The organism is Streptomyces sp. NPDC001381, assembly GCF_042895685.1.
In the GTDB taxonomy this organism is placed as follows: Bacteria; Actinomycetota; Actinomycetes; order Streptomycetales; family Streptomycetaceae; genus Streptomyces.
Map to the genome: position 1 here is coordinate 300248 of NZ_JBIAWO010000004.1, position 12850 is coordinate 313097.

At 69.6% G+C, this 12850-nt stretch carries 10 protein-coding genes and 1 tRNA gene; 4 read left to right on the forward strand and 7 right to left on the reverse strand.

Annotation, left to right across the window (positions count from 1 at the left end):
* Positions 1–78: 78 nt before the first annotated feature.
* From pknB to ACFY2L_RS20015, 6 genes are all read right to left on the reverse strand, one after another.
* The gene (gene pknB / locus ACFY2L_RS19990; protein WP_390822938.1) at positions 79–2058 is read right to left on the reverse strand and encodes a Stk1 family PASTA domain-containing Ser/Thr kinase; all 1980 of its coding nucleotides are present in this window, start codon (positions 2056–2058) and stop codon (positions 79–81) included.
* Between the two features lie 169 nt (positions 2059–2227).
* Positions 2228–3697, reverse strand: coding sequence for a peptidoglycan D,D-transpeptidase FtsI family protein (locus ACFY2L_RS19995; RefSeq protein ID WP_390822939.1), 1470 nt, complete (start codon positions 3695–3697; stop codon positions 2228–2230).
* Positions 3694–5133, reverse strand: a complete 1440-nt coding sequence (locus tag ACFY2L_RS20000; protein ID WP_390659755.1) for an FtsW/RodA/SpoVE family cell cycle protein — start codon at positions 5131–5133, stop codon at positions 3694–3696. The genes ACFY2L_RS19995 and ACFY2L_RS20000 overlap by 4 nt, the downstream gene beginning before the upstream one ends.
* A gap of 27 nt (positions 5134–5160) precedes the next feature.
* Positions 5161–6705: a Stp1/IreP family PP2C-type Ser/Thr phosphatase gene (locus ACFY2L_RS20005; RefSeq protein WP_390659754.1), complete on the reverse strand. Its 1545-nt coding sequence runs from the start codon at positions 6703–6705 to the stop codon at positions 5161–5163.
* Positions 6706–6845: 140 nt separating this feature from the next.
* The gene (locus ACFY2L_RS20010) at positions 6846–7361 is read right to left on the reverse strand and encodes an FHA domain-containing protein (RefSeq protein ID WP_390659753.1); all 516 of its coding nucleotides are present in this window, start codon (positions 7359–7361) and stop codon (positions 6846–6848) included.
* A gap of 10 nt (positions 7362–7371) precedes the next feature.
* On the reverse strand, positions 7372–8241 hold the full coding sequence (locus ACFY2L_RS20015; protein ID WP_390822940.1) for an FhaA domain-containing protein: 870 nt from the start codon (positions 8239–8241) through the stop codon (positions 7372–7374).
* Positions 8242–8664: 423 nt separating this feature from the next.
* On the opposite strand from ACFY2L_RS20015, the gene ACFY2L_RS20020 reads away from it, so the two are divergent.
* A tRNA-Leu gene (locus ACFY2L_RS20020) sits at positions 8665–8751 on the forward strand.
* A 385-nt stretch (positions 8752–9136) separates the two neighbouring features.
* Here ACFY2L_RS20020 and ACFY2L_RS20025 read toward each other — a convergent pair.
* Positions 9137–10081: a ScbA/BarX family gamma-butyrolactone biosynthesis protein gene (locus ACFY2L_RS20025; protein ID WP_390659751.1), complete on the reverse strand. Its 945-nt coding sequence runs from the start codon at positions 10079–10081 to the stop codon at positions 9137–9139.
* 191 nt (positions 10082–10272) lie between these two features.
* On the opposite strand from ACFY2L_RS20025, the gene ACFY2L_RS20030 reads away from it, so the two are divergent.
* The 3 genes from ACFY2L_RS20030 (at position 10273) to ACFY2L_RS20040 (ending at position 12722) form a co-directional block, all read left to right on the forward strand.
* A complete protein-coding gene (locus tag ACFY2L_RS20030) occupies positions 10273–10893 on the forward strand; it encodes a ScbR family autoregulator-binding transcription factor (RefSeq protein ID WP_390659750.1) in 621 nt (206 codons plus the stop codon).
* Complete coding sequence (locus tag ACFY2L_RS20035) at positions 10890–11951, forward strand: NAD-dependent epimerase/dehydratase family protein (RefSeq protein ID WP_390822941.1); 1062 nt, start codon at positions 10890–10892, stop codon at positions 11949–11951. Before ACFY2L_RS20030 ends, ACFY2L_RS20035 begins: the two co-directional genes overlap by 4 nt.
* Positions 11952–12080: 129 nt before the next feature.
* Complete coding sequence (locus ACFY2L_RS20040; protein WP_390822942.1) at positions 12081–12722, forward strand: TetR family transcriptional regulator; 642 nt, start codon at positions 12081–12083, stop codon at positions 12720–12722.
* Positions 12723–12850 lie beyond the last annotated feature (128 nt).

The following is a 12850-nucleotide window of genomic DNA, read 5'->3' on the forward strand; positions in this document are numbered from 1 at the left end:
TCTGCAAACGAGAACACGAGCGGGGCCCGGCACTCGGAGGAGTGCCGGGCCCCGCTCGTCGAACCGCGAGGTCAGCGGCTAGTTGTTGCCGCCGATGAACCCACCGCCGTTGTTGCCGCCGTTGTTGCCGCCGTCGAACGCGACCAGGTTGACCGTCGTGCCCTTGTTCACCGTGCTGCCGGGGCTCGGGTCCGAGCTGAAGACGGTGGCGTTGTCGTCCTGGGAGCCGGTGATGCTGCCGACGTTCAGGCCGGCGTCCTGCAGCGCCTTCTTCGCGTCCTTCAGGCTCAGGCCCTGGAGGTTGGACGGGACCTGGGTCTGGGTGCTCTTGCCGATCTGGATCTGGACCGTGGTGCCCTTGTCGACCTGGGAGCCGATCTGGGGGCTGGTCGAGATGACCTTGCCGACCTGGTTCTGGTCCTGGGTGTCGACCTCGACGCAGTTGCCCGTCAGGTTGTTGGCCTGCATCTGGGCCTTCGCCGCGTCACAGCTCTGACCGGAGACGTCGGGGACGGTGGACTTCTCCTCGGCCTTGGCGATGGTGAGGGTGATGGTGGTGCCCTTCTCCACCTCGTCGCCGAGAGCCGGGTTCTGCTTCAGGACGGTGCCCGCCTTCTCGGTGGACGTCTCTTCCTTCGTCTCCACGGTGAACTGGTACTTGTCGTCCCCGAGGATCGACTTGGCCTCGTCCAGGGACTTGCCGAGGACACTCGGCACCGCCACCTTCGGCGCGCCCGTCGACACCACCAGATTGACCGTGGAGTTCTTCTTGACCTGGGTCTTGGGGTCGGGGTCCTGGTCGCAGATCTGGCCCTTGGGCTGGTCCTCGCAGGCCTTCTTCGTGACCTCACCGACCTTGAGGTCGACGTTGGTCAGCTGTTGCCGGGCATCCGCCTCGGTCTGCCCGATCAGGCTGGGCACGGGCACCGACTCGTTGTTCGTGTTGTTGCCGTCGAACGCCCACTTGCCGATCAGGATCGCTCCGACCAGCACCAGGACCGCGGCCACGATCAGCAGGATCGTCGAGGTGTTCGACTTCTTCTGGCGGCGCCGGTCCGGGCGGTCGTCGTAGCCGCCGTAGCCGTAGCCGCCGTCGTCCGGGTTCATGGGCGGCAGCATCGACGTGGCGCCGGCGTCCGCGGAGCGCATCGCCGTGGTGGCCTGGTCGTCGCCGTAGCCGTAGCCGACCGAGCCCATCGCCGCCGTGGCCGCGACCGGCTGGCCGTCGAGGCAGGCCTCGATGTCGGCGCGCATCTCGTCCGCGGACTGGTAGCGGTAGTTCGGGTCCTTGACCAGCGCCCGCAGGACGATCGCGTCCATCTCGGGGGTGATCTCGGGGTCGAAGACGCTCGGCGGCTGCGGCTCCTCGCGGACGTGCTGGTAGGCCACCGCCACCGGGGAGTCGCCCACGAAGGGCGGGCGGACCGTCAGCAGCTCGTACAGGAGGCAGCCCGTCGAGTAGAGGTCCGAGCGGGCGTCCACCTGCTCGCCCTTCGCCTGCTCCGGCGAGAGGTACTGGGCGGTGCCGATGACCGCCGCGGTCTGCGTCATCGTCATGCCGGAGTCGCCCATGGCGCGGGCGATGCCGAAGTCCATCACCTTGACCTGGCCGTTGCGCGTCAGCATGACGTTCGCCGGCTTGATGTCACGGTGCACGATGCCGCTTCGGTGCGCGTACTCCAGGCCCTGGAGGATGCCGATGGTCATCTCCATCGCACGCTCGGGCAGGAGCTTGCGGCCGCTGTGCAGCAGCTCACGGAGCGTGGAGCCGTCCACGTACTCCATGACGATGTACGGGATCGAGACCCCGTCGATGTAGTCCTCGCCCGTGTCGTAGACCGCGACGATCGCGGGGTGGTTGAGCGAGGCGGCCGACTGGGCCTCCCGGCGGAACCGGGCCTGGAAGGAAGGGTCGCGCGCGAGGTCCGCGCGCAGCGTCTTCACCGCCACGGTGCGGCCGAGGCGGGTGTCATGCGCGAGGTAGACCTCCGCCATGCCACCACGACCGAGCACATGGCCCAGCTCGTACCGGCCGCCGAGGCGACGCGGCTCTTCCATAGCTACCTACCAGCCCTCTCCGTCGGTCCCGACCGGCACACGTGTGCGGCCGGAGGCTGCCGTCCGGGCATACCGTACCCGGACGGCGCTGTGTGACCTGGCCAAGCCCGTCACCCGATGCAGGACCGGTATCGCAACGTGCACCGATGTGCAGGCAACGTGATGGGGGTCACTTCTTGCTGTCGATGACTGCCTTCATCACGCTCCTCGCGATCGGGCCGGCGAGACCACCGCCGGTGATGTCGCCGCGGTTGGCGGCGCCGTCCTCGACGACCACCGCGACGGCCACCGGCGCGCTGCCGTCGGACAGCTTCGCGTACGAGATGAACCAGGCGTACGGCTTCTCGCTGTTGTTGAGGCCGTGCTGGGCGGTACCGGTCTTGCCGCCCACCTTGACGCCGTCGATCCGCGCCTTGCCGCCGGTGCCCTGCGGGTCGTCGACGACCGTCTCCATCATCTTCTGCAGCTTCTGCGCGGTCTCCGAGGAGACGGCCTGCGACAGCTCCTGCGGCTTGGTGGCCTCCAGGGTGTCCAGGTTCGGGGCCTTGAGCTCGTCGACCATGTACGGCTTCATCAGCTTGCCGTCGTTGGCGACCGCCGAGGCGACCATGGCCATCTGGAGCGGGGTGGCGCGGTTGGAGCCCTGGCCGATGCCGTCCAGCGAGTTCTGCGGCCGGTTGTCCTCGGGGTAGATGGACTCGGCGGCGCGGACCGGGGTGTCCAGCTCCGCCTCGTTGAAGCCGAACTTCTCCGCCTGCGCGATCATCTTGTCGTTGCCGACGTTGTCGGCCATCTTCGCGAAGACGGTGTTGCAGGAGACCATGAGCGCGTAGCGCAGGGAGGCGTTCTCGCACTCACCGTGCTCGTTGGTGAGCTTGGTGGTGGACAGCGGCAGCGGGAACGGGTCCGGGGTGTCGGTCTTGTCGTCGATGTCGCCGACCTCGCCGTTCTCCAGCGCCGCCGCGGCCGTGACCACCTTGAACGTGGATCCCGGCGGGTAGGTCTCGCGCAGCGCGCGGTTGAGCATCGGGTCGTCGGGGTCGTTCTTCTTCTGGACCTTGTTCCACGCCTTGGCGTCCGCGTCGGAGGACCCGGCGAACTTCGACGGGTCGTACGACGGCGTGGAGACCAGCGCGAGGATCTTGCCGGTGGACGGCTCGATCGCGGCGACGGCGCCCTTCTTGTCGCCCAGGCCCTGGTACGCGGCCTTCTGCGCGGCGGCGTTGAGGGTGGTGACGACGCTGCCGCCCTCCTTCTCCTTGCCCGTGATCATGTCCAGGGTGTTGCGGAAGAAGAGCCGGTCGTCGTTGCCGGAGAGGATGCCGTCCTCCAGCCTCTCCAGCTGGTTGGCGCCGAAGGCCTGCGAGGAGTAGCCGGTGACCGGCGCCCACATGGCGCCGTTGGTCCAGGTGCGCTTGTACTTGTAGTCGCCGCTGGTCTCGACCGAGCCGGTGATGGCCTTGCCGTCGACGATGATGTCGCCGCGCGGGGTGGAGTAGCGGGTGATGTTGACGCGGCGGTTCTTGGTGTCGCTGGCGAGGCTGTCGGCCTTGACGTACTGCAGGTAGTTGTCGCGCAGCAGCAGGGTGAGGATCAGGAGGCCGCAGAAGATCGCGATCCGGCGCAGGGGCTTGTTCATGACGGGCGGACCACCTGGGTCATCTCGGCGTCGGGATTGGAGGCGGGGGCCGGGGCCGGGCGGCGTGCCGTGTCGCTGATCCGGATCAGGATGCCGATCAGTGCCCAGTTGGCGATGACGGAGGAACCGCCGTACGCGAGGAAGGGCATCGTCATACCGGTGAGCGGGATGAGGCCCATCACACCGCCGGCGACGACGAACACCTGGAGGGCGAAGGCGCCGGAGAGGCCGATGGCGAGCAGCTTGCCGAACGGGTCGCGGGCGGCGAGGGCGGTGCGCACGCCGCGCTCCACGATCAGGCCGTACAGCAGCAGCAGCGCCATGAGGCCGGCCAGACCCAGCTCCTCGCCGAAGGTGGCGAGGATGAAGTCGGAGTTGGCGGCGAACTTGATCAGTTCGGAGTGGCCCTGGCCCCAGCCGGTGCCCAGGGTGCCGCCCGAGCCGAACGCCCACAGCGCCTGCATGGCCTGCTCGGAGTGGCCGATGACGCCCTGCTGGGAGAGCGTGTACTCCTTCATCGGGTCGAGCCAGGCCTGGACACGCTGCTGGACGTGGCTCTCGAAGCTGGCCACGCCGACCGCGCCGACCGAGGACATCAGCAGACCGAAGACGATCCAGCTGGTCCGCTCGGTGGCGACGTACAGCATGATGACGAACATTCCGAAGAACAGCAGCGAGGTGCCGAGGTCCGTCTCGAAGACCAGGATCAGGATCGAGATGATCCACACGACGATGATCGGGCCGAGGTCGCGGCCGCGCGGAAGGTACAGGCCGAGCACGCGGCGGCTGGCGAGCGCGAGGGCGTCCCGCTTCACCATCAGATAGCCGGCGAAGAAGATCGCCAGGACGATCTTGGCGAACTCACCGGGCTGGATGGAGAAGCCGGCGACGGAGATCCAGATCTTGGCGCCGTAGATGTTCTGGCCGAGGCCGGGGACGAGCGGGAGCAGCAGCAGGAAGAGCGCCCCGACCATGGAGATGTAGGTGTAGCGCTGCAGGACGCGGTGGTCCTTGAGGAAGATCAGCACCACGACGAAGAGGGCGATGCCCATCGCCGTGTACAGCAGCTGCCGCGGCGCGGCCGTGCCGGCCTGCTTGATCTGCTGGAGCAGCTTGGACTGGTCCAGCCGCCAGATGGCGACCAGCCCGAGGCCGTTGAGCAGCGTGGCCAGCGGCAGCAGCAGCGGGTCCGCGTACGGCGCGAACTTGCGCACGACGAGATGGGCGACGCCGGCGAGCAGGCCGAGACCCAGCCCGTAGCTCAGCAGACCGGACGGCACCTGGTCGTTGATCGCGAGGCCCACGTTGGCGTAGGCGAACACCGGGATGACCACGGCGAACACCAGGAGCGCGAGCTCGGTGTTGCGCCGGCTCGGGGTGCCGATCGAGCCGATCGTGGACGTGTGGTGTGTCGGCGAATTGGTAGTACTGCTCATGGCGTGACAGGGCCTCTCACGGCTTGCCTACTGCTCACCGCACCGCGAGACGACCTTCTGCTCTTCCTCCGAGAGAGTGGGGCCGGGGCTGGGAGTGGCGGTCGCGGACGGGGACGGGGACGACGAACCCGACGGCTTGCTCGGGTTCGGGGTCGGGCTCGGTGATGCCTTGGACGTGAGGGACACGGGAGTGGTTCCCGTGCCGCCGGAGGCCTGGCCGGAGCCGGTCTTCGCACCGGCCGTGGTCTTGGCCGAGCCGGACTGCGCCTGCTTCTTGCACGCGGACGCCTGCACCGACAGTTCGTCGATCTTCTTCTGGGCGCTGTTCAGGCTGCCCTCGGGGATCGTCGCCTGGACCTGCTTCTGCTGGTACTCCGGGAGGTACTTGAGTTCGATCTCGGGGTGGTCCTTCTCCACCTTCGAGAGCGAGACCCAGGCCAGGTCCTGGCTGATGCCCCGGTACAGCGCGAGGTGCTCGCCGTTGGTGCCGACGTAGTACTGCGTCTGCGTCCAGCGCCAGCCGCCGTAGAGGCCGCCGCCGATGACGGCGAGGGTGAGGACGCTGTAGAAGGATCTCTTCAGCCACCTGCGGCCCTTGCGGGGCTTGACGAAGTCCTCGTCGGTGTAGTCCCCGAAGCCGTCGGTGGGGATGAAACCGGTCACGTCGCCGGAGCCGGGCGGGCCGAAGCCGCCCCCGCCGCCCTGGCCGTGGGAGCGCCTGCCGAGACCGGAGGCGCGGCCGGCCGGGGTCTGCATGATCCCGTTGTCGTGCAGCTGGTGCTGGTTCTCGGCGACGGCGCCGACCACCACCGGGGTGTCGGAGAGCTGTCCGGCGAGGGTGTCGCCGGTGTCCAGGTCGAGGACGTCGGCGACGATCACGGTGATGTTGTCGGGGCCGCCGCCGCGCAGTGCGAGCTGGATGAGCTCCTGCACGGTCTCCTGCGGGCCCTGGTAGCTGGCGAGGGTGTCCTCGAGGGTCTGGTGCGACACCACGCCGGACAGGCCGTCGGAGCAGATCAGATAGCGGTCGCCGGCCCGGACCTCGCGGATCGACAGATCGGGCTCGACGTGCTCACCGCTGCCCAACGCCCGCATCAGCAGGGAGCGTTGCGGGTGGGTGGTGGCCTCTTCCTCGGTGATGCGGCCCTCGTCGACCAGGCGCTGCACCCAGGTGTGGTCCTGGGTGATCTGGGTGAGGACGCCGTCGCGCAGGAGGTAGGCGCGGGAGTCGCCGACGTGGACCAGGCCGAGGCGCTGGCCGGTCCACAGCAGGGCGGTCAGGGTGGTCCCCATGCCTTCGAGCTGGGGGTCCTCCTCGACCAGGGAGCGCAGCTGGTCGTTGGCGCGCTGGACGGCGGTGCCGAGCGAGGTGAGGACGTCGGAGCCGGGGACGTCGTCGTCGAGGGCGACGATGGTCGAGATGGCCTCGGAGGAGGCGACCTCACCGGCGGCGGCGCCGCCCATGCCGTCGGCGATGGCGAGCAGGCGGGGACCGGCGTACCCGGAGTCCTCGTTGCCCTCCCGGATCATGCCCTTGTGCGATCCGGCGGCGAAACGCAGTGACAGACTCATGCGCACCTCGCCCGTCGGCCCCGGGTACAGCCGGTCGTGTCGAGCCACACTGCCCACCCTCCGGTCGGGAGCGCGCCGGGGGCCAGGGTGCCGGCCGCCGCGGCGTGCTCGCTCCGCTCGCACTCAGTCATGATGTAGCACTACTTCCGCAGCTCGATGACGGTCTTGCCGATACGGATCGGTGCGCCCAGCGGGATCGGCGTGGGGGTCGTCAGCCGCGTTCGGTCGAGGTACGTGCCGTTGGTGGAGCCCAGGTCCTCGACGATCCACTGGCCGTCGCGGTCCGGGTAGATCCTGGCATGGCGGCTGGAGGCGTAGTCGTCGTCCAGCACGATCGTGCTGTCGTGCGCGCGGCCCAGGGTGATGGTCTGGCCCTGCAGTGCGACCGTCGTGCCGGTGAGGGTGCCCTCGGACACGACGAGCTTCGTCGGGGCGTTACGGCCCCTGCGGCCGCCGGAGGCGGGCTGCTGGCGCTGCTGCGGGGGCGCCTGCTGGCGCTGTGCCTGCTGCGGTCGTCCCGCTTCCCGGCGCGAGCCGCGCTGAGTGACGCGCGTTCCGAACAGGTCGCTGCGGATGACCTGCACGGCCACGATCACGAACAGCCACAGTACGGCCAGGAAACCCAGCCGCATGACCGTGAGGGTCAGCTCTGACATTGCCCCCGCTTCACCCTTCGGCTTGCCTATAGATAACGGTGGTGCTGCCCACGACGATCCGCGAGCCGTCGCGGAGCGTAGCGCGGGTGGTGTGCTGCCCGTCCACCACGATGCCGTTGGTGGAACCGAGATCCTGGATCGTCGAGGGCGAACCGGTCCGGATCTCACAGTGCCGGCGGGACACGCCGGGATCGTCGATCCGCACGTCGGCCTCGGTGGAGCGGCCCAGCACGAGCGTGGCGCGGGAGATCTGGTGGCGGGTGCCGTTGATCTCGATCCAGTGCCGGGTGCGCGACCCGGGCGCCGGAGCGCCGGCGAGTCCGCCGCCCGCGGCGCCGGGGCGCTGGGCACCGGCGGCGGGCGGGTAGCCGTAGCCCCCGGGGCGGCCGGCGCCGGGCGGCGGCGCGGCGGGCATGGGGGGTGCGGCGGGGGCCCCGGCGGGCGGGTAGCCGTAGCCGTCGGCCCGCTGGCCGCCGCCGGCCGGCGCGGGCGCCTGCTGGCTGCTGGAGGAGGCGAGCGTACGGCTGCGGACCCGGTACAGGCCGGTGTCGAGGTCGTCCGCCTTCTCCAGGTTGACCTTGATCGGCCCCATGAAGGTGTAGCGCTGCTGCTTGGCGTAGTCGCGCACCATGCCGGCGAGCTCGTCGCCGAGCTGACCGGAGTAGGGGCTGAGGCGCTCGTAGTCCGGCGCGCTCAGCTCCACGATGAAGTCGTTGGGGACGACGGTCCGGTCGCGGTTCCAGATCGTCGCGTTGTTGTCGCACTCGCGCTGCAGCGCTCCCGCGATCTCCACGGGCTGGACCTCGGACTTGAAGACCTTGGCGAAGGTGCCGTTGACCAGACCCTCGAGACGCTGCTCGAACTTCTTCAGGACTCCCATGGGGCACCTCCTCCGTCGTGACTTGCGTCCCGCGTCCTGCTGCTTACCTGGTACTGCTTACTGATCGTATCCACGCGCCGGTGAATCGGCTGGTTCCCCCTGTCGGCCCCGTCGACGCGGCGTCGACACCTCTTCCGCACCTGCTTCCGTACCTGTTTTCTGCCCAGGATCGTAGAGGTGGCCGACGACCAGTGTCCCGCACCTGACTGTGGACCTCGTCCGGCTCCCGGGGAGACGGCCGCCACAGGTACGAGGTTGATACGTGAACCAGTCACCGCCGAGACGTACGAGGTTGCCGGCGGCCTCTCCAGGTGAACCTGTGCCCCGGATAAGGGATGTGAACGCACCCTGCCCAGCGTGCTAATGTTCTGCATGTCGGAAGGCGGCGGGACGCAGAGCCCGGAGCCCCAGGACACACCCAATGCGCGGGTGGCGGAATAGGCAGACGCGCTGGATTCAGGTTCCAGTGCCCGCAAGGGCGTGGGGGTTCAACTCCCCCCTCGCGCACCAGGGAGCACCGCAGGTGCTCCGGTTGCACCGACGGAACGGGCGGCATCGTGATCACGATGCCGCCCGTTCCTCTTTGTGTGGCCGGAAACACGTGGACCGCCGACGGCTCGGTGCCGTCGGCGGTCCGGCTTTTTTCAGGTGTGGATCTTCACTTGCCCTGCCGCGGGCCGGCCGGTCGTCCTGCCGCGGGCTCCGGCCGGCTTGTGAGGAAGGTCTCAGGGCGGGGTGACGTGGCCCATGGGGGTCCGGGTGCCCGGCGGCTCGGCGGCGCCGCGGGCGGGCTCGGCCGGGTCGAAGACCTCGTTCGGCGGGGATGCCGCAGTTCATGGGGAGTCCCCGCGCGTGGAGTCCGGAGCATGCGTCACGCCCTCTGAGGTCCGCGGGCTCAGGTCTGCGAGGGGCCGCGGAAGGGGCCGCGCAGAGCGGTGACCGTCGCGCTGAACACCTCCACGTCGTGCTGGGTGAGCGTCACGCGGGAGGAGACGTGGGTGGGGAGCTGGGAGGGGAGGATCTCGGCCTCGATCCAGCAGGGGGCGTCGAATTCGACGTAGCGGTGGAAGGTGCTGTCCATGCCCGTGATGACAGCGAAGTGCGGGTGGGCCAGGGCCTGGGCGGCCTGACGGGTGGCCTCGAGCAGCAGCATGCCGGGGGCGTGGTCGACGCGGTGGTCGAACAGGGCGGGGTGGCTCAGGTCGGTGCGGAGCTGGTAGCGGTGCTCGGTGTCCGTCGACGCGAGGACCACGTCCCGGGACCGGTCGCGGCCGACGCGCTGGGGCGTGAGGGGAGGGGGGAGCGGGATGGCCCGGGAGGCGGCGTGGTCGAGGTCGCCGTACGGACCGCGCAGCCGCTGGTACACCGCCGGGGCCTGGTTCGTGAAGTGGGTGTGGGCGGTGGCCAGGACCGCGCCGTCACGGATGACGTCGACCTTCATCGTCAGCGCGGCCAGTCGTCTGCCGCGGCGCACCACGTCGGTACAGGTGATCTTGGCGGTTATCTCGGCCGGAGTCGCCGTGCAGACCAGAGCCGCCGGGTCGGCGGTCCAGGTGAGGTGGTCCCAGATCTGCCGGTGGTCGAAGGGGGCGTCGTAGCCGAGGTGGCTCAGCAGGGGGACGGCCTGACGAATCGTTTCGGCGAGCAGTAGGGGATCGTGCAGGCTGTTGGCGGAATCGTAGAAACTGTGCGCTCGCGGCCACTGGGCGGTGACGGTGAAGGCGTCGTCGGCCTCTGCCTGGAAACCGGTCAGCAGCACTTCGCTCTGGGCTGCCTTGTGCACGTACTGCCGGGGGACGGTCGAGGTGAGGACCGGATGGTGCGCAGCGAGGACAGTCATCGAGTTGTCTCCCATACGGCGTGGCAAGCCTGTCGGATGGATGTGCTGCGTGCGTGGCGCGGACAGATGGCTCCGCAGGAGTGTCGCGAACGGCGCGACGGTCGATAAGATAAAGGACGATCATTTTTTTTGTCGAGAGGTTCAGCGTGAGTCCCAGGGCAAAGACCGAACGAGCCCCGCAGGAACGCGCGTTGCGTACTCGCGCGCTCATTCTGCGGGCTGCCGCGGAAGTGTTCGACGAGTTCGGCTTCAGCGGCGCGTCCATCAGCAAGATCATGAATCGCGCCGATGTCACGCAGGGCGCGATGTACTTCCACTTCGACTCGAAGGAGGAGCTCGCCCACGCGGTCATGGTGGGCCAGGGCGACGGGCTCCAGTTCCCGGAGGGTGAGGACGGCCTCCAGAGGCTGATCGACATCACGATCTACCTGGCGCACGAGCTGCAGACCAACCCCGTGCTGCGCGGCGGTGTGCGACTCGCGGTGGAGCAGGGCGAGTTCGGCATGCGCGACGCCCAGCCCTACCAGCAGTGGGTGGACACGTTCCGCGAACAGCTGTGTGCGGCCCGGGAGCGAGGAGAACTCAACCCGGCGGCTGACGAGGACGAGCTGGCGGTGCTGCTGGTGAGCGCGTTCTCCGGTACGCAGCTTTTCACCCAGGTCACCACGGGCCGCGCGGACCTGCCCGAGCGCATCTGCACGATGTGGCGGTATCTGCTGCCCGCAGCCGCGTCGGACGAGGCGCGCGGCTCCCTGACGGTCGATCCGGCCAAGCCCGGCACGCCCGGCCACCGCGGCACCTCCGACCGGTGAGAGCGACCGTTCTCGGCGCAACGGGCTTCGTGGGCCGGGCGGTGGTCCGGGACCTGCTGCTCCGGGGCGTCGCGGTCCGGGTGGCGGGGCGGCGTCCCGGACTCCGCCCGGGTGCGGACGGGCGGGGCTCCGAAGGGCCGGACGGCGTGGAACGGGTCTACGCGGACCTTCTGGAGCCCGGCTCGCTCCACGGGATGTGCGACGGCAGTGATGTGCTGTTCCAACTGGCCTCGTACATCGGTCCCGACGACGGGATGTGCCGGGCGGTGAACGAGCACGGCACGCGCGCGGCCGTCGCGGAGGCACGGCGCGCCGGGGTCGGGCACGTGGTGCTGCTGTCGACCACGGCCGTCTACGGCGCCGGCCCGCATCGTGGCATCGCCGTGGGCGAGATCGAGGCGGAGCCGGTGTCGGTGGTCAGCCGCACCCGGCTGGCCGGGGAGCGGTACGTGCTGGAGGCCGGCGGGACGGTCCTCAGGCCCGGCCTTGTCCTCGGCAGAGGGGACCGCTGGGTGGTGCCCGCGCTCGCGGACATGCTGCGCCGCGTTCCCGCCCGCTGGGACTCCGGGCGGGCGCTGCTCTCCGTGGTCGACGTCCATGACCTCGCCCGGCTGGTCGCCGGCGTCGGTGTGAGCGGCGAGGGGCTGGGGGTGCGGCACGCGAGTCACCCGACCCCGGTCCCGGTGAGCGACCTGATCGGCGAACTGGCCTCGCACGGCGTCCTCGACGTGCCCCTCGACGCATGGCCGCTCGACCGCTGCCTGGAACGGCTGAGGGCCACCGAGGGCTGGGTGAGCGAGCGTCAGTTCCGCCTGCTCGCCGAGGATCACTGGTACGCCGACTCCCAGGCGTGGTCCGCAGCCGGCGGGCCGCCGGCAGCGCATCCGCTGTCCGGCCTCGCCGGGGCGGCGGCCTGGTACCGCGCGCACATGGCCCACGCGGCCGCGGACGCCGGGACGGGCCGGCCGGCCCCGGCGGCCCGGGGCGTGCAGGGCAAGGTGCCAAATTCGCAACGAAGTAGTGGCGGGCAGCGGCCTCGATCCACCCAACCCGGTTAGATTCCGGAGTATCCGGTTTGGCGCCGGCGCGTCGTGCGGCCACTGGATGGCGTCGTGGGGGCGTTTCCGCCCGTTCGACCCGATGCCCGACGAGCAATCTTCCTCAGCTTCATACCGGGAGTGAACGTGGTGAGACAGGAGAGAGCCGAGCGGACCCGCCAGGCCCTCGTCGTCGCCGCCGCCAACGAGTTCGACCGGCATGGTTTCACCGGCACGCCGCTGTCCCAGATCAGCAAGGCCGCCGAGATGACCATGGGAGCGCTGTCCTTCCACTTCCCGTCGAAGATGGCCTTGGCGGTCGAAGTGTGTGCGCAGGGCTCCGTCGCCACCCGTGAGGCGCTCGACAGGGTGATGGCCGCGCCGCGGCCGGGACTGGCGGCCGTGGTCGATCTGACGGTGGAGCTGGTGCGGTTGCTGGAGCGGGATGTGCGCCCACGGGCGTTCGCGCGGCTGTCGCGCGAGGCGGTGTCGGAGTTGCCGAGCTGGAACTCGTTGTGGCTCACGGTGATGCGGGAGCTGCTGCACCGGACCCCCGCCGCTCAGGGGCTGGCGTCGGACCTGCGGGGTATGGAACTGCTGATGCGGTATCTGATGGCCGGGGCCGAGGCGTCCATCCGGGAAGGCGGCGCGTCGGGCGCCGTGGTGGACGAACTGAGGGACGTGTGGACGATGATCGGCCGCGGCCTGAACCTCGAGCCGCTCCCCGGGGTGGGGTCCGACGGCCTTCAGGAGTCTGACCGACCGGATCAGCGGCCGGCCGGGACTCGCTGACCCCGCCTGCGCCGTCGCCGCCCGGGCGCCCCCCGCTCACGCTGTTCGGCCGGGGTGGACGCGGTTTTGAAAAAAATAGAGATCGTTATGTATTCTTTTGGGGTCCGGCACTGAGGAGGAGTACCTCG

Excerpts from the sequence above, each read along its gene's own strand:
- pknB (WP_390822938.1), bottom strand. The coding sequence starts at position 2,058 with ATGGAAGAGCCGCGTCGCCTCGGCGGCCGGTACGAGCTGGGCCATGTG.
- ACFY2L_RS19995 (WP_390822939.1), bottom strand. The coding sequence starts at position 3,697 with ATGAACAAGCCCCTGCGCCGGATCGCGATCTTCTGCGGCCTCCTGATC.
- ACFY2L_RS20000 (WP_390659755.1), bottom strand. The coding sequence starts at position 5,133 with ATGAGCAGTACTACCAATTCGCCGACACACCACACGTCCACGATCGGC.
- ACFY2L_RS20005 (WP_390659754.1), bottom strand. The coding sequence starts at position 6,705 with ATGAGTCTGTCACTGCGTTTCGCCGCCGGATCGCACAAGGGCATGATC.
- ACFY2L_RS20010 (WP_390659753.1), bottom strand. The coding sequence starts at position 7,361 with ATGTCAGAGCTGACCCTCACGGTCATGCGGCTGGGTTTCCTGGCCGTA.
- ACFY2L_RS20015 (WP_390822940.1), bottom strand. The coding sequence starts at position 8,241 with ATGGGAGTCCTGAAGAAGTTCGAGCAGCGTCTCGAGGGTCTGGTCAAC.
- ACFY2L_RS20025 (WP_390659751.1), bottom strand. The coding sequence starts at position 10,081 with ATGACTGTCCTCGCTGCGCACCATCCGGTCCTCACCTCGACCGTCCCC.